Source organism: Acinetobacter sp. WC-141 (assembly GCF_000313935.1).
Classification (GTDB): Bacteria; Pseudomonadota; Gammaproteobacteria; order Pseudomonadales; family Moraxellaceae; genus Acinetobacter.
In genome coordinates, this window is sequence record NZ_AMSS01000074.1 from 1 (window position 1) to 24101 (window position 24101).

Annotated in this window: 23 protein-coding genes and 3 pseudogenes; 11 read left to right on the top strand and 15 right to left on the bottom strand. The window is 38.6% G+C overall.

Annotation, left to right across the window (positions count from 1 at the left end; genetic code table 11):
- Nucleotides 1-1162 (top strand): IS3-like element ISAba21 family transposase gene (locus tag ACINWC141_RS14865; protein WP_155757902.1). Its coding sequence is split into 2 segments (ribosomal slippage), with 1163 coding nucleotides annotated over them: nucleotides 1-255 and nucleotides 255-1162; the frame shifts between segments, so codons are not numbered across the junction. This gene is flagged as partial in the annotation.
- A 259-nt stretch (nucleotides 1163-1421) separates the two neighbouring features.
- On the opposite strand, the gene ACINWC141_RS14870 is transcribed toward ACINWC141_RS14865, so the two are convergent.
- The 3 genes from ACINWC141_RS14870 to ACINWC141_RS14880 form a co-directional block, all read right to left on the bottom strand.
- A complete protein-coding gene (locus ACINWC141_RS14870; protein ID WP_000155817.1) occupies nucleotides 1422-1706 on the bottom strand; it encodes a putative quinol monooxygenase in 285 nt (94 codons plus the stop codon).
- Between the two features lie 20 nt (nucleotides 1707-1726).
- Entirely contained in the window at nucleotides 1727-2725 is a 999-nt protein-coding gene (locus ACINWC141_RS14875; RefSeq protein ID WP_002120211.1) for a zinc-binding alcohol dehydrogenase family protein, read from the bottom strand.
- 73 nt (nucleotides 2726-2798) lie between these two features.
- Complete coding sequence (locus tag ACINWC141_RS14880; protein ID WP_001059480.1) at nucleotides 2799-3539, bottom strand: SDR family oxidoreductase; 741 nt, start codon at nucleotides 3537-3539, stop codon at nucleotides 2799-2801.
- A gap of 135 nt (nucleotides 3540-3674) precedes the next feature.
- Between ACINWC141_RS14880 and ACINWC141_RS14885 the strand changes: the two genes are divergently transcribed.
- The gene (locus ACINWC141_RS14885) at nucleotides 3675-4574 is read left to right on the top strand and encodes a LysR family transcriptional regulator (RefSeq protein WP_001180108.1); all 900 of its coding nucleotides are present in this window, start codon (nucleotides 3675-3677) and stop codon (nucleotides 4572-4574) included.
- 50 nt (nucleotides 4575-4624) lie between these two features.
- On the opposite strand, the gene ACINWC141_RS14890 is transcribed toward ACINWC141_RS14885, so the two are convergent.
- The 8 genes and pseudogenes from ACINWC141_RS14890 to ACINWC141_RS19800 form a co-directional block, all read right to left on the bottom strand.
- Nucleotides 4625-5641, bottom strand: coding sequence for a zinc-dependent alcohol dehydrogenase family protein (locus ACINWC141_RS14890; RefSeq protein WP_000009381.1), 1017 nt, complete (start codon nucleotides 5639-5641; stop codon nucleotides 4625-4627).
- A complete protein-coding gene (locus ACINWC141_RS14895) occupies nucleotides 5631-6626 on the bottom strand; it encodes a zinc-dependent alcohol dehydrogenase family protein (RefSeq protein WP_001038516.1) in 996 nt (331 codons plus the stop codon). The genes ACINWC141_RS14890 and ACINWC141_RS14895 overlap by 11 nt, the downstream gene beginning before the upstream one ends.
- Nucleotides 6627-7111: 485 nt before the next feature.
- Nucleotides 7112-7802, bottom strand: a pseudogene (locus tag ACINWC141_RS20140) (IS5 family transposase).
- A gap of 195 nt (nucleotides 7803-7997) precedes the next feature.
- A complete protein-coding gene (yddG, locus tag ACINWC141_RS14900) occupies nucleotides 7998-8912 on the bottom strand; it encodes an aromatic amino acid DMT transporter YddG (protein ID WP_000925802.1) in 915 nt (304 codons plus the stop codon).
- A 12-nt stretch (nucleotides 8913-8924) separates the two neighbouring features.
- Nucleotides 8925-10217: an MFS transporter gene (locus ACINWC141_RS14905; protein WP_000794339.1), complete on the bottom strand. Its 1293-nt coding sequence runs from the start codon at nucleotides 10215-10217 to the stop codon at nucleotides 8925-8927.
- 56 nt (nucleotides 10218-10273) lie between these two features.
- Nucleotides 10274-11512, bottom strand: coding sequence for a M24 family metallopeptidase (locus ACINWC141_RS14910; protein WP_001094923.1), 1239 nt, complete (start codon nucleotides 11510-11512; stop codon nucleotides 10274-10276).
- Nucleotides 11513-11627: 115 nt separating this feature from the next.
- Nucleotides 11628-12587 (bottom strand): GlxA family transcriptional regulator, encoded by a 960-nt coding sequence (locus ACINWC141_RS14915; protein ID WP_000941154.1) that lies wholly within the window; start codon nucleotides 12585-12587, stop codon nucleotides 11628-11630.
- A 166-nt stretch (nucleotides 12588-12753) separates the two neighbouring features.
- Nucleotides 12754-13332, bottom strand: a pseudogene (locus tag ACINWC141_RS19800) (DDE-type integrase/transposase/recombinase); the annotation flags it as partial.
- Between the two features lie 89 nt (nucleotides 13333-13421).
- On the opposite strand from ACINWC141_RS19800, the gene ACINWC141_RS14920 reads away from it, so the two are divergent.
- The 4 genes from ACINWC141_RS14920 to ACINWC141_RS14935 all read left to right on the top strand — a co-directional run bounded on the left by ACINWC141_RS14920 (nucleotide 13422) and on the right by ACINWC141_RS14935 (nucleotide 16527).
- Nucleotides 13422-13697 (top strand): metal/formaldehyde-sensitive transcriptional repressor, encoded by a 276-nt coding sequence (locus ACINWC141_RS14920; RefSeq protein ID WP_001133624.1) that lies wholly within the window; start codon nucleotides 13422-13424, stop codon nucleotides 13695-13697.
- 21 nt (nucleotides 13698-13718) lie between these two features.
- On the top strand, nucleotides 13719-14831 hold the full coding sequence (locus tag ACINWC141_RS14925; protein WP_000842149.1) for an S-(hydroxymethyl)glutathione dehydrogenase/class III alcohol dehydrogenase: 1113 nt from the start codon (nucleotides 13719-13721) through the stop codon (nucleotides 14829-14831).
- Nucleotides 14832-15059: 228 nt separating this feature from the next.
- On the top strand, nucleotides 15060-15890 hold the full coding sequence (fghA, locus tag ACINWC141_RS14930; RefSeq protein ID WP_000402510.1) for an S-formylglutathione hydrolase: 831 nt from the start codon (nucleotides 15060-15062) through the stop codon (nucleotides 15888-15890).
- 334 nt (nucleotides 15891-16224) lie between these two features.
- On the top strand, nucleotides 16225-16527 hold the full coding sequence (locus ACINWC141_RS14935) for a putative quinol monooxygenase (RefSeq protein WP_000920558.1): 303 nt from the start codon (nucleotides 16225-16227) through the stop codon (nucleotides 16525-16527).
- 85 nt (nucleotides 16528-16612) lie between these two features.
- Here ACINWC141_RS14935 and ACINWC141_RS20715 read toward each other — a convergent pair.
- Nucleotides 16613-16942 (bottom strand): annotated as a pseudogene (locus ACINWC141_RS20715) (IS3 family transposase); the annotation flags it as partial.
- A 184-nt stretch (nucleotides 16943-17126) separates the two neighbouring features.
- Here ACINWC141_RS20715 and ACINWC141_RS14940 point away from each other — a divergent pair.
- From ACINWC141_RS14940 to ACINWC141_RS14950, 3 genes are all read left to right on the top strand, one after another.
- Nucleotides 17127-18284: an iron-containing alcohol dehydrogenase gene (locus ACINWC141_RS14940; RefSeq protein ID WP_000931663.1), complete on the top strand. Its 1158-nt coding sequence runs from the start codon at nucleotides 17127-17129 to the stop codon at nucleotides 18282-18284.
- Nucleotides 18285-18369: 85 nt separating this feature from the next.
- The gene (locus tag ACINWC141_RS14945) at nucleotides 18370-19047 is read left to right on the top strand and encodes a type 1 glutamine amidotransferase domain-containing protein (RefSeq protein ID WP_000697979.1); all 678 of its coding nucleotides are present in this window, start codon (nucleotides 18370-18372) and stop codon (nucleotides 19045-19047) included.
- A 203-nt stretch (nucleotides 19048-19250) separates the two neighbouring features.
- Nucleotides 19251-20378 (top strand): alkene reductase, encoded by a 1128-nt coding sequence (locus ACINWC141_RS14950; protein WP_000655283.1) that lies wholly within the window; start codon nucleotides 19251-19253, stop codon nucleotides 20376-20378.
- Between the two features lie 83 nt (nucleotides 20379-20461).
- Here ACINWC141_RS14950 and ACINWC141_RS14955 read toward each other — a convergent pair whose 3' ends face one another.
- Together ACINWC141_RS14955 and ACINWC141_RS14960 are read right to left on the bottom strand one after the other, a co-directional pair.
- Nucleotides 20462-20692: a hypothetical protein gene (locus tag ACINWC141_RS14955; RefSeq protein ID WP_001088959.1), complete on the bottom strand. Its 231-nt coding sequence runs from the start codon at nucleotides 20690-20692 to the stop codon at nucleotides 20462-20464.
- A 107-nt stretch (nucleotides 20693-20799) separates the two neighbouring features.
- A complete protein-coding gene (locus ACINWC141_RS14960; protein ID WP_000805351.1) occupies nucleotides 20800-21405 on the bottom strand; it encodes a TetR/AcrR family transcriptional regulator in 606 nt (201 codons plus the stop codon).
- A 145-nt stretch (nucleotides 21406-21550) separates the two neighbouring features.
- Between ACINWC141_RS14960 and curA the strand changes: the two genes are divergently transcribed.
- Both curA and ACINWC141_RS14970 read left to right on the top strand, forming a co-directional pair.
- A complete protein-coding gene (curA, locus tag ACINWC141_RS14965; RefSeq protein ID WP_000859510.1) occupies nucleotides 21551-22570 on the top strand; it encodes an NADPH-dependent curcumin/dihydrocurcumin reductase in 1020 nt (339 codons plus the stop codon).
- Nucleotides 22571-22585: 15 nt separating this feature from the next.
- On the top strand, nucleotides 22586-23224 hold the full coding sequence (locus ACINWC141_RS14970) for a glutathione S-transferase family protein (RefSeq protein ID WP_000631290.1): 639 nt from the start codon (nucleotides 22586-22588) through the stop codon (nucleotides 23222-23224).
- A 414-nt stretch (nucleotides 23225-23638) separates the two neighbouring features.
- Here ACINWC141_RS14970 and ACINWC141_RS14975 read toward each other — a convergent pair whose 3' ends face one another.
- Complete coding sequence (locus tag ACINWC141_RS14975) at nucleotides 23639-24070, bottom strand: PPC domain-containing protein (protein WP_000684953.1); 432 nt, start codon at nucleotides 24068-24070, stop codon at nucleotides 23639-23641.
- Nucleotides 24071-24101 lie beyond the last annotated feature (31 nt).

The following is a 24101-nucleotide window of genomic DNA, read 5'->3' on the forward strand; positions in this document are numbered from 1 at the left end:
GCAAGAAACAGAAGACTTACACCGCAGAATTTAAAGTTGAAGCAATAAAATTGATTGAAGCCAATCAAGGCAATGTATCGGAAACAGCCAGACAACTTGGCATTTCAATGCAAACTCTTTCAAATTGGAATAATAAAGCAAAGACTGGCACCTTAGCAGGCACTAAACAATATTCACCTGATCTAAATGCCTTACTCGAAGAAAATAAAAAGCTCAAACAACAGCTCAAAACAGCTGAAATGGAACGTGAATTTCTAAAAAAGGCAGCAGCGTACTTTGCGAAAGAAAGTCAGTAAGGTACGCCTATATGAAACAGCAAAGATATTTATTCCCGATTAGCTTTATGGCTAGATTACTTCACGTTTCAGTGTCACGATTTTATGATTGGCTAAAACGAGGCATGAATAAAAGATTGGTTCAGCGAAATCAACAGACAATTTTGGTCAAAATAGCTCATGAGGAAACTAAACAAAGCTATGGCTATATTCGATTAACTAAGCATTTACAAGCGCAAGGTATCAAAATCAGTACGTATGCTGTACGTCAAATAAAAAAGCTCAACCAGCTGTATTGTAAGCGTCATAAGCGTTTCAAAAGAACTACGAAGAGTGATCATAATCGAGCGATCTACGCAAATTTACTAGAGCAACAGTTTTCAATGACTAAGCCCAATCTTGCATGGTCAAGCGATATTACATACATTTGGACTGCTGAAGGTTGGTTATACTTGGCAGCAGTAAAAGACCTGTACACGAAACAAGTGGTTGGCTATAGCTTAAATGAGCGTATGACCGCACAACTTGTTTGCAATGCACTGACTATGGCGATTCGTAATCAAAAACCAACGAAAGGCTTAATTGTTCATTCGGACAGAGGCAGCCAATATTGCAGCCATGAATATCGAAAGATACTGGAAAAATGTGATTTTCAAGGTTCAATGAGCAAACGTGGGGACTGTTACGATAATGCACCGATTGAAAGTTTCTGGGGCATACTCAAGAATGAATTAGTGCATCATTGCAACTATAAAACCAGAGATGAAGCTAAAGCAGATATTACAAAATACATTGTGTTATTTTATAATCAGCGAAGAATTCAAAAGAGTTTGGATTTTAAAACGCCAAATCAAATAGCAGAGAACTTTTATCGGTTAGCTGCCTAGCATATCCCAAGTGAAAGTCTCCTGCTAATTCAGCACATATCAGATGCTCGTAAATTTCCTGCCTCTAAACGATGACATTGTTGTCAAAATGCAGGGTATTGGTGGCTCCCCTTAGGGGCATAATTTGTTGAAGCCTAGGTTACTACTAAAAAATTAAAAAAATATTAAAAAACAGGAGCTTATAGCTACAATTTTTATGTTAGCTTTCTAAGTCTCTATGTTAATTTGAAGAATACTTCATCATAATGTCCGAATACAGCTATATTTTTTTGATTTCTATAATATCACTTGATTCAATTAGCGATTGGATATTACCAAATAAACTTTGAATATAATCAGAGGCTATATGGATATCTAAATCCTCCCTGCTACGCCATTCTTCTAAGAAGAAATATCTACTCGAGTCATTTTCGCTAATATAAAGCTCATATTTCAAGCATCCTTCTTCTTGAAGCGTAAGCTCTATTACACTTTTTAAAAGCGCTTCTAACGTCTCTTTTTGATCTGATTTTGCCTTAAAGTTCGCAATTATTGAAATAGTCATTATTTCACCTTGAATTTGTTTTAGAAGTTTTCTAGTACAATTTTGCCTTTTGACTTGCCTGATTCAAGCAACTTATGCGCCTTCTCCAAGTTTGCAGCGTTAATTTTTCCTAGATTTTGGTTGAGGGTACTTCTAATTTTTTGCTGGTCAACTAATTGGGCAACCTGTTGCAATAGATTACCTTGCTTTTCAATATCATCGGTTTCATACATTGAACGGGTGAACATCAACTCCCAATGGATAGAAATAGATTTAGTCTTAAACGGCATAATATCAAATGCTTGTGGATCATCGATCAATCCAAGCTTGGCTTGTGGTGCAATCAGAGAAACTATTTGCTTGATATACGTTTCTGTATGATTTGTAGAGAATACATATTTTGGTTTTTCAATGCCTAGTGTCTCGATTTGTACATTTAAATCTTTGCTATGATCAATGACATGGTCGGCACCAAGTGATTCCACCCAAGATTTCGTTTCTTCACGTGAAGCTGTTGCTATAACGCTCAGATTTGTTTTTGCTTTTAGGAGTTGGATAGCAATTGAACCTACACCGCCTGCACCACCAATAATTAAAATACTGCCAACTTCTGTTTCTGAAATTTGAAACCGATCAAACAGCATTTCCCATGCCGTTATTGCAGTTAATGGCAATGCTGCTGCTTCTGCATTAGATACTGTAATTGGTTTAAGACTGATAATTCGTTCATCGACTGCTTGAAACTCAGCATTACTACCATCTCGGGTTAAATTGCCAGCATACCAAACAGAATCTCCTACTTTAAACGAGGTAACTTTTGAGCCAACTTCGATAATTTCCCCAACGGCATCCCAACCTAAAATACGATTATTTGCTTCAGACGAATTTTTTCTCACTTTAGTATCAACTGGATTCACAGAGATTGCCTGAACTTTTACCAGTACATCACGTTCCTTAAGCGTAGGCTTCGCTTTTTCAATATCTACCAATGAATTTTTAAAATCATCATGGTTATTTATAACATACGATACGGCTTTCATAGATTTGTCCTCAACTTTAAAAAAATATAGTAAAAATGGGAGCGAAGTACTCCCATTTTATGTTATTCAATAATTAAAACTCTTGGCTCGTTGGGCGCAAAACAATTTCATTAATATCTACATCCGCAGGCTGTTCAATTGCATAAGCAATTGCTCGAGCGACTGAGTCAGCTGGTATGGCTTGTTTGTAGAAATCAGTAACAAACTCTGAACTTTCTTTATGAGAAGAACCAAATTTTAGTTCTGACTCAATTGCACCAGGCTCAATAGTAGTCGTTCTAATTGTTCCCCCAACTTCATGACGAAGGCCTTCAGAGATGGCTCTTACAGCAAACTTAGTACCGCTATAAACAGTACCTCCTGGACTAAATACTTTTAACCCTGCAACAGATGCGAGATTAATAAAGTGTCCAAAGTTTTGTTTTTGGAAAACAGGCAGTGTAGCTGCTATACCATAAAGAACACCTTTAATATTAATGTCGATCATACGATCCCATTCATCAACTTTTAGCTCACTTAATGGTGCAATAGACATTAATCCAGCATTGTTTACCAATACATCGATTTGACCAAATGCGCTTAATGCCTTTTCAATAAGTGCTTGTACTTCATGTGGTTTGGTTATATCCATACCAATAAATTCAGCTTGACCACCTTCAGCACGAATGTCGTGAACAATAGCCTGTAATTTTTCAGTACGTCTAGCACCAAGTACAACCTTTGCACCTTTTTTAGCAAGTAAGCGAGCAGTAGCTTCACCTAAACCACTACTTGCACCAGTGATAACAATAACTTTATTTTCTATATTATTCATATAAGTAACCTTCAACCTATCTGTCAATCATATTTGATGGGTTAAGTATTACAGCCTTGTCAGGTATAATAAATGAATAATATTATCTTTCAGAATTCCTATTTACGGAATAATTACCATAACACAGGATTGGACATGCAGAACAAATTGGAAATGATGCGTATCTTTTGTGTCGCAGCAGAGTCTCGAAATTTTAAGGAGGCAGCAACTCAGCTAGGTATTTCCCCACAGGTAGTGACACGGGCAATAAAAGAGCTAGAAGAGCAGCGCGGAGAGATTCTGTTCTACAGGAGTACTCGACAAATTAAAATTACCGCTGATGGTGAGCGTCTGGCAAAGCAAGCACGTTTTGCGGTGGGATCAATCGATGCTTTGCTTGTAAAAGACACCAAGGAAAAACGAGATGAAATGCGTGGGACTGTCCGTCTTACTGTGTCGTCTGTGTTAGGGCGTAAATTGGTAATACCTGCACTAGCAGAATTTGCCACACGTTATCCAGATATTGTCGTTGATTGTGTGCTAACAGATTCACACTCGGATGTGATCGATGAGCGGATAGATATCGGGATCAGATTTGGATTTTTGCCGGACAATCGATATGTGGCAAAGGAATTGGCTAAAGTGAACTTTTATTCTGTGGGTACGCCAGAGTTAATTGATAAGGTTGGAATGCCCAAAAAAATTATTGATCTTGATAAATACCCTCTAACAGCACTAGTCGATCATAAAACAGGGCGTTACTGGCCATGGACATTCACCGAAAGTCGAAGCTTTACGCCATCAAAGCCCCGTTTTATTACAGATGATCTAGAAGCTGAATTTCAAGCTATTCTCGCTGGAGTCGGATTCGGACACATGCCTGGATTTCTAGTTTTGCCGTGGCTTAGGAGTGGTAAGCTCATTCAGATACTTCATGAGGAAAACTCTCCCGTTTGGCGCCTGTATTTATATCGTCCACAGCGGGGCCCGACACCTTTGCGAATCCGAGCATTGTTTGATTACTTAGCGGAAGTGCTGGGCCATATAGAAACTTGAATCAGATGTAACTAACCTTTTTTTTAGAAAGTAGAAATCAGATAAGACCATCATGTATTTAGAGTAACTACAATTTTTCCTATTTGCTGATTTGATTCAAGATAGCGCTGAGCGTCATGCATGTCCTCAAAGTTAAAGCAACAGTCGATCACTGGACGAAGATATCCTGCACCTATACTGCTAAGAATAAATCGTCTGGCTTGCTCCCTTAGAACAGGGTCATGGAGAACCTCAAGGAATAAAAAACCTCGCATGGTTAAGCTTTTGCGTAATGCAACTTTAAGGGGAAATGGTGTGATCTCCGGGCTAAGTGCACCATGCATAACCATAGTTCCTCCCACAGACATCGCTTTTGCAATCTGTTCAATATGTGGCCCTCCCACAGCATCGAAGGCGACATCAAGATGTTCTCCACCTAAACGTAAAACAAGCGCCTCATACAAATCTGGTTCATCTTCACGGGCTATAACATTTTTAACACCGAGATCCAGTAAACGTTGCTTTTTCTCTATCGTCTGTGTACTTGCAATGACCTTAGCATCCGCTGCTTCAGCTATCTGTATCGCAGCTAGTCCTACGCTACTTGAAGCTGCTGTGATCAAGATCGTTTTTCCTTTCGAAACTCCACCAGCATGGATTACACCACCCCAAGCCGTCAAATACTGCATCCAGATTGAAGAAGCTTCTTCCCAGCTTAAACTATCAGGTTTGTGAACTAAAAAAGTTTCTGGAATCAGAAGCTTGTCCGTATATGTCCCATATTTGGCTAGATTGTCAGTCGGAAGAATCGATACTGCATCTCCTGGAGAAAATTGGCGTACACCTTCACCTATCGCAAGAACTATGCCTGCTCCCTCATATCCCAGACGAGAAGGGAATACTGCCTTTTGAATATAAGTACCACGCCGAAACATTACATCAGCCCGGTTGAGTCCGATCGTTTTCATCTGTATTAGAACTTCTCCTGCGGCTGGTAAAGCAACAGGAAGTGTTTCTAATGTCAGAACATCTGTATCTCCAATACAATTGAAGCGCCAAGTCTTGGCCTGAAGTGCGTTAAATGACATCAATAACGACCTTAATATTGGCAGAGCGATCTTGAACAGCATCATGAGCCTCAATCGCTTGGTCTAGAGTAAAATGACGAGGATCAACAATAGGACACAGTTTACCTTCCTCAACGAGACGGGTAGCGATCTTAAGGACATCACCATGATGAGAACGGCGATTGCCTGTTAACATCGGCAATAGGACGAATACGCCAGACAGTGTGGCACATCGTAGAGATGAACTCGCTAAATTATGATTACCAAATGCAGCACAGCTGGTAATGTGGCCATAGTGAGTTGTCATGGAAAGTGAGGCTTCGAGTACTGGACCACCCACAGTGTCGTAAACAATGTTAAAGCCTTGACCCTCAGGGCTTGCAGCAATAATGTCATCGGAAGATGCTGTTGTGTAATCGAGAGGTGTTGCACCGAGTTCTGAAATCAGCGATTGATCAGCTGTACGACCAGTCGCCCAAACATTTGCATCAAGTGCTTTTGCAAGCTGAACAACCATATAACCAACGCCACCAGCACCACCCTGAACCAGTACAGTTTGCCCTGGTTGAACCTTAGCATTATCCACTAAACCTTCCCAAGCGGTGAGGAACGTCAATGGTAGTACTGCTGCCTCGCGCATAGAGATATTCCGTGGCTTTAATGCGATCAGATCAGCATCTGCTACAATATATTCTGCTAAAGATCCTTGAAGATTACGAACGCCACCAATCAGACCGTAAACTTCATCTCCGACGTTGAAGTGAGTGACACCTTCACCAATAGCAGTTACAACCCCAGCCATATCTGTTCCCAACACGGCAGGAAGCTCTGGCATAGCATATGGTGCTTCACCAAGACGAATTTTATAATCAATAGGGTTTACACCACTAGCATGAATACGTACTAGAACTTGCCCAGCCTCTGGTTGAGGTATAGGGAGTTCTACACGTGTAAATTCATGATCACCAAAATTTTCTAGGATAAGAGCACTCATCATCTTATTCATAGTTGTTCCTTATTCATAACTGGGGGTTGATATGCACAGTACCAAAGTAAAATAATCCAATAAATGATATTTATAGGATTTAATAATTCCTAAATAATGAATAATAAATATCATCCGCTCACTAAAAATAATCTAGTACAGTCTGTAAAGGCATTTTTAATCTAAACTATCGGTAGTATTTTTAAGGTGTGATACGTTCAAAATATCTACAAAGTGGCTAAAAGTTGGAAACATAATTCTAAAAGGTCACAGCATTACAAAGAACATGAGCCAAAATAAAAAAATGGGAGCTAAAGCTCCCATTTTTTTGTGACTTTTGTATAAGCTCTACTATGTTTATTTAAAAAAATTAAAAATAGAGACAGAAAATTTTCGCTAAAGACCTTTTTGATTTTTCGATTTATAAAAAGTATTGCTTTTTATACTATGGGGCACTATAGTATAAAAACTAAAAAATAAGGAGGTCTGATGTCTAGGGCATGTCCTCATTTGGCTTTGCACCAAATTAACATGCAAGCAATGTAAATCATAGACTGATAATTTCGTGCAAGCTTATCAAATCGGGTCGCTATCGCTCGGAAATGTTTTAATCTCGCAAAGGCATTTTCAACTAGATGACTTAAACGATATTAATACCGATCAAATTCTTTATTTTCTCTCTTACTATTTGATTTCATTGGGATGATCGGCACAATATTTTGCTTTCTTGGCAACGTCCTAATTTTTTCCGAATCATAACCTTTATCTGCAATCAGATAATCTGCCTCACCAATCAACTACTCCGCAACTTGGCTGTCATGGAGTTCACCTCTAGTGATTTTAAAATCAATCGGCAATCCATTCGCGTCGGTTGCAAGATGAATTTTTGTGGTTCTTTCACCTCTAGACCGTCCAATTGCTCGCTTGAAACCGTGCCGAGCTCCACTTGCATGCTGATGCGCGCATATGTAGCTTCCCTCAATGAATACTCATTCTTGATCCAATACGCCTCGTAGTTTAAAAAAATTTACCCCACAAGCCCTTACTCGCCCAACGATTAAAGCGGTTATATGCTGTTTTCCAAGGACAAAATTCTTCAGGAATATCACGCCATGTTGCATCTGTACATAATTTCCATAAGATGGCTTCCATGATATTTCTACCGTTCTTTGAACAATAACAACCATGAAATTGCATCGTAGACTGGATTTGTTGTCAAATATCATCGGTGAGTAGAGTTCGTGCCATTGAGAAATATACAAATAAAAAGAGGTTAAATCATTCTTTTAAATCTTTAAAATCAATTTTTCAAATGAGGACACGCCCTAATAGATAAACAGTTTCAATATCTTGACTTCGCTTAAAGTCTAGTATGTTAATTTTAGTATAACTCTAAATAATTTGTTTCTTTCGAGTCGCTAACCAACACAAAACTGCTCCTGCTGTCACCATTGCAACACCTTGCCAAAAGATAAAAGATAAGGACGTACTTAGAATTAATGCCGCAAACAAAGCTGATAGCACGGGAATAAAATAAGAAGCTCCAGCCATTAACGTCATGTTCCCTGAAATAATTCCAATATTCCAAGCACCATATCCCAAACCTAAAGCACCAGCTGCCATAATCAGAGTGACTGTATTGTCATAAGTAAAATTAAGAGCTGACCCACTCATGAGAAGGTATTTGATCCATAGTACAACTCCAGTCAAGGCAAAAAATATAGTGACTAGATTTTTACCCTGAGATGTTTTTACTGTCACAGAACAATATGCAGCCCACAAAATAGCAGCAGCAAAAGCTAAACCATAACTAAGAGGATTAGCTTTTAAATTAGTAAATATCTGAAAAAAATCAAATCCAGTATCTCCTCCTAATACCCAACAAATTCCAACTAAAGCGAATATGCAGCCAGGAATAATTAAAATATTGGCCTTAACGTTGTTAAAAATAATTGCGAATAGTAGAGTAAATGTTGGCCATAGATAATTAATCATGCCGACTTCGATTGCTTGTCTACTGTTTTGCGCATAGCCAATAGAAAGGGCAAAACATAATTCATAAGCAACAAATAAAAGGCTTCCCCACCATAAATAGGATTTTGGGATGGTAGAAAACTTAGGCATACCAACCATGAAAACTAAAATCATGGATGCGACACTGTAAATTAGAGCAGCACCAGCTACAGCTCCAAAGCTCTCACTGACACTACGCATTAAGCCTACATTTGTACTCCAAAATATGACAGCTGTAAGACCAATTAAAGTCGATATATTTCTATTGAATGTAGGGAGAGCATTTAAAAGCATAACCTATTCCTTTTAAGCCTTAGCATTGATTAAATGATGTGATTTCCTCTCTAATAAAGCCATACTTGCAAAAATTGCAACTATAACTAATAAGATACTAGGTGCTAAGGTATTAGCTGTTTGTTGAATTAACCAAGTTGCAACGAAAGGAACTGTTCCACCTAACAGTGCATTAGCAGTATTAAAACTAAAGGCAAAACCGGTATAGCGCACTTGTATAGGGAATTGTTCTGTTAAATATGCAGGTAAGCTCCCATCGTTCATTGCTAATAATGTGCAGAACATGAGCTGAATGATCACCATTTCAATAAAACTGGCAGTTGAAAGTAAGTAGAACAAGGGTACAGTCAGTGCTATAAAGCTTAGACCTGCCCAAAGCAACATTTTCTTACGTCCAATTCGATCTGAATATTTGCCCATCACAAAAACTACAGCAATATAAAATAGCAATGAAATTGACCCTGATATAAAGGCTTGGGATTTATTTACACCTAACTCTGTAGCTAAATAATTTGGCATATAACTAAAAATAAGATAGAAGGCGGTGGCATTTAAAGATGCAACTGCAAATGCTTTAAAAAGTGCTGGTTGATACTGAGTAAATAAGGCTTTGATTGGAAAATTTTCTTTGTTGCTATTTTTTTGATGTTCTAAAAACTCTGGGGTTTCTTCTAACTTTACACGGATATAATACCCGATTAAACCTAATGGTGCTGCCAATAAAAATGGAATTCTCCAACCATATTCGTGTAAAAACGCCTCTGACATGAAAGCGAACATCGCCGCTGCCATTAAAGAGCCGAGTAGTAAACCCGTTGCAGTACTTGCAGGAACTAAACTGGTATAAAGTCCTCTTTTTCCCTTAGGGGCGTATTCTGCAAGAAAATTTGCTGCACCAGCATATTCACCTGAAGCGGAGAAGCCTTGGATCATCCGGAATATTAATAACATAATCGGTGCAAAAATACCGATACTTTGATAACTTGGTAACAGTGCAATACATACCGTAGCCAGTGTCATTAATATAATCGACCACGATAGTGCATTTTTTCGACCAAATTTATCCCCAACATGCCCCCAAAAAATACCGCCTAATGGACGAAAAATAAATGAAATTGCAAAGATCGCATATGTAGCCATTAATGCGGTTAAAGGGTCACTTTTCGGGAAAAAAACCACTGCAATAACTGTTGCCAAAAAACCATATGCAGCATAATCAAACCACTCCACAAAATTACCAATAAAGCTGGCGCTAGCAACACGTCTTAGAGTATTTTTTTGCTCTATTTGATGATTGTTTTTCATTCTATTTACTCCTAATTAAATAGGCACTCATTTTCAGAGTGCCTATTTAAAATCTTTTATTTGATAATGTTATGTTCTGGACCATATGGGAATTTGGTAATATTTTCATTTCCTGATTCTGTAACGACCAAGATATCATGTTCACGGTAACCACCAGCCCCAGCCATTCCTTGCGGAATCATAATCATAGGTTCCATTGAAATCACCATGCCTGGTTCTATCACCGTATCAATATCTTCACGTAATTCTAAACCGGCTTCACGACCGTAATAATGTGATAACACACCAAAGGAATGTCCATAACCAAATGTGCGGTACTGCAATAAACCTTCTTCATAGAAAATTTCATTTAACTCTTTAGCAATATCACTGCAACGTGCACCTGGGCGAATGAGTTTTAAGCCAGCTTCATGCACCTTGACATTCGCCTCCCAAATTCGTAATGAAGCATCATCACAGTGATCAAAGAACTGTGTACGCTCTAAAGCTGTATAATAGCCAGCAATCATAGAAAAGCAGTTTAAACTTAAAATATCACCTTTTCGGACTTGGCGGGTTGTAACAGGATTATGTGCACCATCCGTATTAATGCCTGATTGAAACCAAGTCCACGTATCCATGAGTTCAGAGTTTGGAAAACGTTTGGCAATTTCACGTACCATGGATTGAGTAGAGGCTAAAGCCACTTCATGCTCTGGCACACCTTCACGAATTGCTGCAGTCACTGCAAAACCACCAATATCACATACTGCAGCACCTTGGGTGATATGTGCAATTTCTTCAGCAGATTTAATCATGCGTAGCTTCATGCATGCGGCACTAATATCCACAAACTGCACATTCGGTAAAACTGCTTTTAACTTGTTTAAACGTTCTAAAGGTAAATGATCAAACTCAATTCCTACACGGCCTTTATTTGGAATTTCTTGTGTAACCGCTTTAAAATAGTTATCACGCTGCCAGTCAGTATAAACTACGTTATAGTCGCCAATCGTACGACGCCAAGGTTGCCCAGCATCAATATTTGCTGAAATTGTCACCACTTTTTCTGGGCTAACCACCAGACCGTAGAAGCGCCCAAATGAACAATAAATAAAGTCTGCATAATAGTTAATGTTATGGATTGAACTAAATAGAATATGATCAATTTCTAGCTCTTCCATTAGTTGGCGTAACTTGCTCTGTCTATTTTGATACTCAGATAATGAAAATGTTGCAGAAACTTTTTCACCATTTTCAATGGTTAATAATGATGGTAGTTGTGAAGCAACAAAATTATTTACTAAAGTATTCATATATTTTCCTAGATCAATGTAATGTAATCAATGAGCTAAGCTTATGCAGAATATGAATAGGGATTTTTGCTAAAAGCGTCAAAAAGTTGTCAAAAACCGACAAGACTAAAAAACACTAATGAGCAAAATCCAGAATGTTACGTTCAAATTTGGGGGAATAGTTAAAAAAAGCTTTATAGGCTTTAGTAAAACTAGATACATTACAAAAACCACATGCCAAAGCAATATTTGAAATGTTTAACGTAGACTGTTTAAGTAGATTCTGTGCATAGGTGAGTCTTAGTTTTAAATAATATTCTTTTGGAGCCAATTGTAGATTCATTTTAAACAAGCGCTCTAAAGTACGCGGTTGAATTTTTACATGCTGTGCAATTTCAGCAATAGTTAAAGGCTCATTAATATTATTTTCCATTAAGCGCAATACTTCTTGAATCTGAAAATCAAGTTTTTTCTTATGTTCAGCAATAGGTTGATGTTGAATTTCATTGCTCTCACGCACTTGATGAACAATAAATTGCTCACAGATTCTTTTAGCAATATTTGGATAGTGTATTTCAACAAGTGCCAAGCCTAAATCAATCGCTGCAAGCCCACCAGAACAGGTAAAACGGTTCGCATCAATGGTAAAAATATGTGGGGTAAACTGTACTAATGGAAACTCTTCTTGTGCCGCTAAGGTATTTTCCCAATGAAGGCTAGCACGAAAGCCATTTAGTAGATTGGCTTTCGCTAATACATAAGCGCCTGTACATAAACCACCTAAAGCAATTTTTTGTTGATCCAACCTATATAAAAAATTCTTTAAGCGTACTGTCATATTTTTATAAAGTTGAAAACCACCACAAATAAAAACTATATCCATGTTCAGTAAATGTGACCAAACACAGGTATGTTGTATTTGAAGACCATTGCTTGCGCAGCTATGATGACCATCTAAACCCGTTACATTCCATTGGTATAAATTGTCTTCTGTAACATAATTAGCCATACGCAAGACTTCAACCATGTTTGAGAAAGCAATCATTGAAAAGTTATCGAGTAATAAAAAACCAATACGCTTAGAGTTTTGTAACATAAATTTAATGTTCTTCACTTTTTTCAATATTTTTATAAAGCAATTTTGAGACCACAATTTTGATTTTTTCAGATTTAAAAGTCACTTTTGTCTTTATTTCCATGAGGCTTTGTTGCATAAAGCCTTTGATAGCAGAGTGAACCGTACTGGGTTTGTAGGAGACTTTTTATTTAAGTTGGGCCACCTGAACTAACGGGTTAATTTTATCATAATACTTTGTTTCAAAATCAAAAGGCGATACATAACCAATGCACTGTGTACACGCTTTTTATTGAACCAATCTACCCAATTTAATATCGCAAGTTGTACATCTGCTTTTCAATAGTCAATCACCTCAGTTTTGTATAAGCCATTCACCGTTTCAGCCAAAGCATTATCATAGGAATCACCAGTTGTACCGACTGATGCTCCTAAATTTGCTGCCTCTAACAGGAAAACGAATAGAAAGATATTGCACACCTCTATTTAAATCATGAATTACATTCTTTGGCATACATCGGTCACGTAATACTTGCTCCAGTGCATCAAGCACCATATCTCTATTCATCCGTGTTGATACTTTCCATCCAACAATTGCGCGTGAGAACACATCAATAATAAGGGCGGTATAGACCTAGCCTGAATTTGTTTGAATATAGCTGAAGTCTGCGACCTGACATACAAAAAGCACTGCTTCGCAAGGGTCAGGATGATCAGCACTAAAATTACGGTTCACCAAGCCAACTGCCCGTTTTTGGTCATCTCGTACAAAGCCTTTTCGATTTATAAAAAAATATTGTTCTTTTTTATACTATAGGGTACTATAGTATTAACACTAGCAAATAAGGAGGTCTGATGCCTAATCAGGTTGAAGACAAAAAAAAGATTCTTCTACGCGTCAGAAAGATCAAAGGTCAGACGCAAGCGATTGAAAAAGCGTTAGAAGACAATGTGGAATGTGGTGCAATTCTGCAACAAATATGCTCTGTGCGCGGTGCTATTAATGGTTTAATGAATGAAATGTTGGAGGTTCATTTAAAGGACACTTTAGTATCAGGTGAAACCACAGAACAACAACGAAAAGAAGAATTGGCTGAAATCGCCAAGATTTTAAAATCATATTTAAAATAGATCTGTATAAGGAATTATTCCATGAAGTCACGTGCTGCTGTTGCGTTTGGTCCTGGTCAACCTCTTCAAATTGTTGAAGTTGATGTTGCACCACCGAAGAAAGGTGAAGTATTAATCAAGATCTCCCATACCGGTGTGTGTCATACAGACGCATTTACTTTATCTGGCGATGATCCTGAAGGTGTTTTTCCCGCTATTCTCGGGCATGAAGGTGCTGGTGTTGTAGTTGAGGTTGGTGAAGGCGTGACTAGCGTCAAACCAGGTGATCATGTAATTCCACTTTACACTGCTGAATGTGGCGAGTGCGTATTCTGTAAATCTGGAAAATCGAACTTGTGTATTTCCGTTCGCGAAACTCAAGGTAGAGGCGTAATGCCAGATGGTACCACTCGTTTTTCCTACAACGGTCAACCGATTTACCACTATATGGGCTGCTCAACGTTCAGTGAATACACTGTAGTGGCAGAAGTATCATTGGCTAAAATCAATCCTGAAGCCAATCACGAACATGTCTGCTTACTGGGTTGTGGGGTAACAACGGGTATCGGTGCAGTACATAACACGGCTAAAGTACAAGAAGGTGATAGTGTTGCGGTCTTTGGTTTAGGTGGTATTGGTTTGGCAGTCGTACAAGCCGCACGTCAAGCTAAAGCAGGGCGTATTATTGTGGTTGACATGAATCCAGATAAATTTGCGCTGGCAAAAGAGTTTGGTGCAACGGACTTCTTGAACCCTAAAGATTACGATAAACCAATCCAGCAAGTAATTGTCGAAATGACTGGCTGGGGTGTAGATCATTCATTTGAATGTATTGGTAACGTGAATGTGATGCGTGCAGCCCTTGAAAGTGCACACCGTGGCTGGGGACAATCCGTAATTATTGGTGTAGCTGGCGCAGGTCAGGAAATCTCTACCCGTCCATTCCAACTGGTTACTGGTCGTAAATGGCTAGGTTCTGCCTTTGGTGGTGTAAAAGGTCGTACGCAACTTCCAGGAATGGTTGAAGATGCCATGAAAGGTAAAATTCAATTAGAACCATTTGTGACACATACGATGGGCTTGGATCAGATCAATGAAGCCTTTGATCTAATGCATGAAGGTAAGTCAATTCGTACTGTAATTCATTACGAATAATTGCGTCAGACCTTATACTTTTCCATGCATGTGCATCATGAATGACATGCATGGAATCCTCTAAAACGGCACATCATCTGTAAAACAGATCTATCTGTGTAGGCATCGTGTATAGGTTCAATAAACCTGCCTACATTTTAAATCTTTATCACTATTCTCTGTGGAGAATGTAAGACTCTTTGTTTACTTGATTTCTCATGAAGTCTTGCTCAACATAGGTAATTGATTATGGAAATAATTGAGAAGCATGCTTCTTTTGGTGGATCGCAAGAAGTGTATCGCCATCAGTCAATAGCATTAAACTGTTCAATGAAATTCTCAATATATCTGCCACCTCATGACAAAGATGAGCGGTTGCCAGTGTTATATTGGTTATCAGGATTGACTTGCAACGAACAGAACTTTATTACTAAAGCCGGAGCACAAAAGTATGCGGCTGAACATAAAGTCATTATTGTTGCACCAGATACCAGCCCACGTGGAGAGGATGTACCAGATCATGCAGATTATGATTTAGGCCAAGGCGCAGGATTCTATGTGAATGCAACACAAGCACCCTGGTCGCAGCATTTCAAAATGTATGATTATATTGTGGAAGAGCTCAGAAATCTGATTGACCTGAATTTTCCGACCAATCAAGTCCAAAGTATTATGGGTCATAGCATGGGTGGTCATGGTGCATTAGTAATTGGATTAAAAAATCCTGAGCTGTATAAAAGTATTTCTGCTTTTGCACCAATTGTTGCACCTAGCCAAGTACCTTGGGGGAAAAAGGCTTTTACACACTACCTAGGTGAAACCGAAACTTTATGGAAAAGCTATGATGCGATTGAATTAATCAAAAACGCTGAAGTTCATTTACCTATTTTAGTCGATCAAGGAACAGCTGATGATTTTCTTGAAGAACAGTTAAGGCCTAAGCTTCTTAGTGATATTTGTTTGGAACAAGAATATCCTCTTACACTTAACCTAAGAGAAGGGTATGACCATAGCTATTACTTCATTGCGAGCTTTATAGAGAAACATATAGAGTTTCACAGCAAATTCCTAGCTAAATAACTTTCATAGATATGAGGATGTACAATATTGTTCTTGAATGCTTCTTGAGCAATATAATTTCCAGATGAAGAGGTCAGCTTATAAAGCTAAGGTAGAGTCAATTGATCCTTATATAAATAAGATTGAATTTAATCATCTCATATCTTGATTTTTTGATTCAAATGTTAATGATATTAACTTGAATAAATTCATAGCATTATGTCGAAATAAAAACCTAAATTTTGGCTCAGCTATGGGAATTTTTTCTAACTTTTATACAACAAAACTTTCTGACATGCATACATTAGCAATGTCAGAATCAGTTTGAATTCTAATCAATTATGGAGTTTTAGTCATGCTTAAAACAGCTTTATATGTCCGTCTTGAAGCTAAACCGGGTAAAGAAGACGAAGTGGAAGCTTTTCTTAAAGCCGGTTTACCTATTGTAATGGAAGAACCTGCGACAGTTGCGTGGTTTGGCCTACGTCTTGGACCTACAACATTTGGTATTTTTGATGCATTTCCTGATGAGGCGGGTCGCCAAGCGCATTTATCTGGCAAGGTTGCAGCTGCGTTGATGGCTCAGGCCGAAGAGCTATTTTCAGAGCCACCGTCTATTGAAAAAGTAGATGTTTTGGCGAGTAAACTACCAGCTTAAACCGATGCTTAAATGTATGAGGGTGCTGTCTGAAATTTTGAATGTAAGGCAGCACTTCAACCCTATGATGTTTGTCAGAGGCTTTCTATTCAAGTTGGGCTACTTTATTTAATGGCTTAATCTCATCATTTACAAGGGTCAATATCCAAAACAGGGTAAATAAACAAATGCAACTATTTACACGCTTTATATTGAACCAATCTATCTAATTTACTGTCGCATTTGTACATCTGCTAAACCGTGCCAATCTGCTTTTAAAATATTTAATCATTGCTATTTTGTATGAGCCATTCACTGCTTTAGCCAATGCGTTCACGACCATGTCAGTAGTCATGCGTGTTGATACCTTCCATTCAACAATCGCTCGTGAAAATACATCAATAATAAAAGTGGTATAGAACAAGCCTGAATGTGTTTAACCATCACTAAGGTCGGCAAGCTGAAATAATTTTTATAAAAATAGACGACTGGTCTATTTTTGTGTATAGTTAGCACATAGTGCAGTCAAAAGCCGCAGTGTTGTCCAATTTTTTTAAAGTTTATTTGATGAATAACGGTGGTTTTTCAAATCAATTAGCTGATCATCCTAGGATAAAAATATGTTGAATTTTAACTTTTATAATCCGACTCGCATTATTTTTGGTGGCGATACAATAGCTAAAATCAATGACTATGTGCCTACAGAAGCAAAAGTATTAATGTTGTTTGGTGGTGAAAGTGCACGTAAGAATGGTACTTTAGCTGAGGTGCGTGAAGCATTAGGTGCAAGAGAAATTCATGAATTTGGCGGAATTGAGCCGAATCCGAGTTATGAAACCCTCATGAAAGCTGTAGAGCTGATTCGAGAACAAAAGATAGATTTCTTGATGGCTGTCGGTGGCGGATCGGTAATTGATGGTACTAAATTTATTGCAGCAGCAGTCAATTATACAGGGGATACATGGGAGATTTTAGAAACCCATGGTACTAAAATTACTCAAGCTTTGCCTTTTGCGAGTGTACTCACCCTTCCGGCAACTGGTTCAGAAATGAATAGCGGTGGGGTAGTAACCAGAAAATCGACCCAAGCCAAATTGTCATTTAACAGCCCCTATGTTTTTCCGCAATTTTCCGTACTGGATCCGAATAAAACTTTTAGCTTGCCGACGCGCCAATTAGCAAATGGCGTGGTCGATGCATTTGTTCATGTCATGGAACAGTACTTAACTTACCCTGTCAATGCACAAGTACAAGATCGTTTTGCCGAAGGTCTATTGCAAACTCTGATTGAGATTGGACCGAAAATCTTGGAAGATTCAGCAGATTATGACACGCGTGCGAATTTGATGTGGGCTGCTAGCATGGCACTGAATGGGCTAATTGGAGCTGGTGTACCACAAGATTGGTCAACTCATTTGATTGGGCATGAGCTCACGGCTTTACATGGTATTGATCATGCTCGTACCTTGGCCATTGTGTTGCCGGCCAATCTACAAGTGCGTCGTCAAGAGAAGCGAGAAAAATTACTACAGTATGCAGCTCGAGTCTGGCAGATTGTCGAAGGTGATGAAGAACAACGTATTGATACTGCTATTGCTCGTACTCGAGCCTTCTTTGAGCAACTTGGATTGCCGACTCGTCTTAGCGATTATGGACTGGGGGAGACAGATATTGAGATCATCATTACGCAACTTAAATCACACAATCTTACACAGCTAGGCGAACATAAAACTGTTTCATTAGAGATCAGTCGCCAAATTCTCGAGACGAGTATCTAAATAAGCGTATCTGTCATGGTCACGTTACACGACAAGTGATCATGCAACAATGCTCCTCAATCCTGAAAAATATCGGAGAAATAACATGAAAATTTTAATCGTTTTAACCTCACATGATCAACTTGGCAATACTGGTAAGAAAACAGGTTTCTGGCTAGAAGAACTTGCTGCACCGTATTACACCTTTATTGACTCTGGTGCTGAAGTTACGCTGGCGTCGCCTCAAGGTGGGCAGCCACCACTAGATCCGAAAAGTAATTTGGCCGATGCGCAAACTGAAACCACTCATCGTTTTGAAGCTGATCCAACTGCAATGCAAGCATTGGCACAGACGCATAAACTTAGCGAAATTTCTGTAGCTGATTATGATGCAGTGTTTTATCCAGGCGGGCATGGCCCATTGTGGGATTTAGCAGAAGATCCGATTTCAATTTCTGTGATTGAACAGGCGATTCAGTCTGGCAAACCTGTTGCAGCAGTGTGTCATGCCCCGGGTGTTTTTCGACATGTGAAAGCGAGTAATGGAGCGCCTTTAGTTAGCGGTAAATTAGTGACTGGTTTCACCAATACTGAGGAGGCCGCTGTAGGTTTGACTGAAATTGTACCATTTTTAGTCGAAGACATGCTTAAAGAAAACGGTGGTCATTATTCTAAAGTGGATGATTGGCAAGTATATGTTCAAGTAGATGGCTTGCTGGTTACTGGACAAAATCCAGCATCTTCTGCTGCAACCGCTACAGCATTACTTCAATTGTTGAAATAAAGAGTAGCTAGTCTCTGTTGTGGTGCTTAGCAGTGAATAAACTTCTGACTCTGAGCAACTGGCGCAATAAGCAAAATAACCCTCACTTAATGGTGAAGGGCCTGAGTGAATAGCTTTCCTTCCTTTATTTTTCTATATACAGGAAGGAAGGTTATTTTTTTTAATTTAGATCAATTAAGCCATGATGACTTGGATTCAATGAAATGAAAGACAGCAAACTTTTTCAAAACTTAAGCTTAGGCCCTTATGTTTTGCAAAACCGTATTGTATTGCCACCATTAACGCGGTCGCGTAGTACTCAGCCAGGGAATATTCCAAATGAACTGATGGCAACCTATTATCAACAGCGTGCCGGGGCAGGATTTATGGTGACCGAAGGTACGCAAATCGAGCCACGTGGTCAAGGCTATGCTTGGACTCCCGGTATTTACAGCCCTGAACAGATTGCTGGATGGCGTAAAGTGACGGAAGCAGTGCATGCTAAAGGAGGCATTATTTTTGCACAACTTTGGCATGTTGGGCGTGTTTCACATACATCTTTGCAACCCGATCACGCATCACCGGTCGCGCCCTCGGCTATTAGGGCTGATAGTAATGTTAAAGTCTTTATTGAAACCGGGCCCAATGCAGGGGCCTTGGCTGATCCTTCAATGCCACGTGCTTTAAGCAATGCAGAAGTTAAAGAATTAGTGCAACTCTATGCTCAAGCAGCGCGTAATGCATTGGCTGCTGGTTTTGATGGGGTTGAAATTCATTGTGCAAATGGTTATTTGGTAAATCAATTTATCTCTGCACATAGTAACCACCGTGAAGATGAATATGGTGGATCACTAAACAATCGTTTGCGTTTTTTACGTGAAGTAGTACAGGCAGTTGCTGAGGTGGTTGGTGCAGATCGTTTAGGAGTGCGTTTTGCCCCGCTATTTGAAAGTACAGAGGAAGATCGTGTTTATATGGGGTTGGTTGAAGATGATCCACATGTGACTTATATTGAAGCCATAAAAATACTTGAAGAAGTTGGGATTGCCTATTTATCGATTGCAGAAGCTGATTGGGATCATGCACCAGAACTTCCTCATAATTTTCGTAAAGATGTCAGAGACACTTTCAGTGGTCGGATTATTTATGCAGGTCGATATACGGCAGAAAGAGGGACTCGAATTTTAAAGGCAGGGCTGGCCGATTTAATTGCATTTGGACGCCCATTTATTGCGAATCCAGATTTACCCGATCGCATCGCCAATGGCTGGCCATTGAATGCAGTAGATGCAAGCACTATGTATGGTGGGACGGAAAAAGGCTATATTGATTATCCAGCTTACGCAGATTAATATTGACTAAGTGAGTTATTTTGCCAACCTTTGTGGTTGGCAAAATAAGGACTTAGGATTGCTGTTGCCAGCATAAATTCTTATTAAAACAAATTCTTAAAAATTTTTAGCTGTGTAATGAGCCAACCTGCCAGTGGGAAAGAAATCAGTTGCGTTACTGGCACTAATACTATGACTTCAATCAACACCATCATCGGGAAACTTTGATGCTGAGTAATTGGCTTTAATAAAGTGAGTACCAGTAATAGTGTGGGATATAAGCCTAAATATCCGACTAAAATACGAGTCATGAGGGCTTTAGGAGAAGAATTCATTGTGCGCTATACTCATGGATTGTAAATTAATCTAATAGCAACACATTAATAACTAATCATTGGGCTGCTGTCATTAATTATGTAATTGATATTTAATCTAAATTTTATCAATCTTCACTTTTTAATAGAAATTTAGTTGCTCTCAGAGCTTGATGTAATGGTGTTTTATCTTTTTGCAACTTACTCAGTAATGCTGCACCTAACCACATTTGGTAAAGTACTTGTGCCAACGTCGAGGCCTCAGTATTTGCTTGAATAGACTGATCCTGTTTTCCCAAATCAATTAAACCAGCAATACGTTGGATTACATCATCCACGCCAGCGGACATAATGGAACGCATATCTTCAGATAGATCGGCAACTTCTGCGGCAAGTTTCACAATTAAACAGCTATTCGCCCAACCACAGTGTGTTTCAGGATCTTCTATCCATAAATTAAAATACTCAATCAGCTTTTGATAAGGGGATTTATCGCTACGCCATACATCATTTAAACGGACTTGGTAATTATCCACATAATGCTGTACCAATTCACATCCGAAAGCTTCCTTGGATTGGAAATAATGATAAAACGAGCCTTTGGGGATCTCACAGCTCTGTAAAATTTCCTGTAATCCTACGCCAGTAAAACCTTTATGCAAAATCAGGTCTGAACTGGTGTTAAGAATGTGTAAGCGCTTCGCTTCAGACTTTTTAATAGGAGTAGGCTTCATATTAATTATTTACTCTATTGTAAAAAAAATAGACCAGTCGTATTGTTTTTTATTATAACTCATCTACAATGGATGTAAAGAAATTTTAATCATAATTTTTGATTATGAAGAGAAATACTTTTAAATAAAACATGGAGTTATATGTGTGAAAACAGTTATTAATCAACGCATCGTTTTAGCTAAACGGCCAGTGGGTGAGCCAAAACACAGCGATTTTCGTATTGAGCAAGTTGAGCTCAATGAACTTAAACAAGGCGAGATATTGTTAAAAACCATTTACTTGTCACTCGATCCTTATATGCGTGGTCGCATGAGTGATGCTCCCTCATATGCAGCACCGGTTGAAATTGGCGAAGTGATGGTCGGTGGAACAGTCAGTCAAGTGATGGCCTCTAAAAACCCAAAATTCAAAGAAGGCGAGTGGGTTCTTTCTGGAAATGGTTGGCAGGGCTACGCAATTTCTGATGGGACTGCATGTCAAAGCTTAGGTATGCAACCCGAACATCCATCTTGGGCATTGGGTATTTTGGGGATGCCTGGCTTTACTGCTTATATGGGGTTGTTGGACATTGGTCAGCCTAAAGCCGGTGAAACTTTAGTCGTTGCAGCTGCAACGGGACCTGTTGGTGCTACAGTTGGACAAATTGGCAAACTTAAAGGTTGTCGCGTGGTTGGCGTCGCAGGTGGGGCTGAAAAATGCCATTATGCAGTACAAGAACTCGGCTTCGATGCTTGTATCAATTATCATGATGAAAATTTTGCAGAACAATTACAACAAGCAGTTCCCAACGGTATTGATATTTATTATGAGAATGTAGGGGGTAAAGTGTTTGATGCGGTATGGCCATTGCTTAACTCTGCGGCACGTGTACCGGTGTGTGGTGTGGTTTCGCAGTATAACGCTACCGAGCAAGCACAAGGGCCAGACCGTTTACCTGGCTTTATTTCCACTCTTTTAAGAAAGCGTATTCGCATGCAAGGCTTTATTATTTTTGATGATTATGGCAATCAGTATCCGGAATTCAATCAGCAAATGTCTGAATGGTTGAAAGACAGAAAAATCAAATATAAAGAGCATATGGTGCAAGGTTTAGATAACACGATCAATGCTTTCAATGGTATGTTAAAAGGCAAAAACTTTGGCAAAGTGGTTGTAAAAATTTAAAAAAATAGGAATATTATGATTACACTACATCATTTAGATCAATCACGTTCTTTTCGCATTTTGTGGTTACTTGAAGAAATCAAGCAGCCCTATGAGCTGAAAAGCTATTATCGTGACTCAAGCACGCATTTGGCCCCTGAATCTTTAAAAAACATCCATCCTTTAGGGAAATCTCCAGTATTGGAATGGGATGGCAAAGTTATTGCAGAGTCAGGCGCAATCGTTGAGTTATTAATTCAGAAACTTGCGCCGCATTTAGCACCAGATATGGATGAACCTACCTATGTCGATTATCTACAGTGGATTCATTTCTCAGAAAGCTCTGCCATGCTGCCATTTTTATTAAAAACGTTTAATGCGATTGAAACCAAGCAGGGTACGAAGTTGGTATTTCTAGAAAATTATACTCAAGTTGAGTTCGATAAAGTATTCGGCCATTTAAATGAATATTTAAAAGATAAAGAATTTCTAGTGGCAGACCGTTTAACCGGTGCTGACTTTATGATGGGCTTTGGACTACATGCTTTAGTTTATCATATGGGACAAGGTGAAAATTATCCCCATATCCAACGTTATGTAGCAGGTTTAAGCCAACTACCTAGCTGGCAAGCCGCAGTACAAATTGAACAAAATGGTGTGAAAAGTCAAAAATAGCAAGATTGATTTTTTAAAGGCAATTTAGAAAAAGAATCGTGATTGTCAAGTACATCTAGTTATAAAATAAGCTGACACTTATTTAAATTAAACGCCTAATGAATTTCATCGGGCGTTCTCTATTTTAAAGATAAGGAATTACCATTATTTAAGACAAGTTTCGCCTATTCTTCCCATCAAATTCCTATCAAAAGAGTTTGAATATCACGACGGTTACGTTGAAAGATATAATCAACTTCTGAAAGAAAGAAACGTGACTAACGCACAGCAAGATTAAATTATTCCTCGGGGTATTAAACAAGTAAACTACATCATTTTACTAACATAAACGCATATACGTAAAAATCACGCCCCGTTTAACTGGCAATAGTTTTTGAACCCTTGTATAAAAGTTTAAACGAATCTAGCAAGTCTTTATTTAATGTTAATACTCATCCAGTATTGAGGTTTTTTATCTTTTCTTGCCTGTGATCTAGGTTGTAATACTCTAATTTCATACTCACCTGAAGCAGGTAAAATATAAATACCATTATCATCAAGCTTTGGAGAATATTCTCCAAGATTGATGGAGTCTTTTAATTGATTACCCCATAAGTAAGTTTCAACATTTCCTCCAGTCAACCTCACTTTTAACTTTTGCCCTTTTTTAGCATAAAATTTGTAGGAATCATACTTGTATCCATCTATCCTTCCGTAATAATTTGCAGAGTAAGCTTTTTTAGCAAACTTAACTACAACAGTCTTTCGTATATCATTGTTATCATTTGCAAGTGCGGCAGGGCTAAGCATAGTTAAAGTTAGGGTCATAAAAGCACCAGCTAGTAATTTCGTATTCGCTATTTTCATAAGGTTACCTTAATTCTTGTATCGCCCCTGA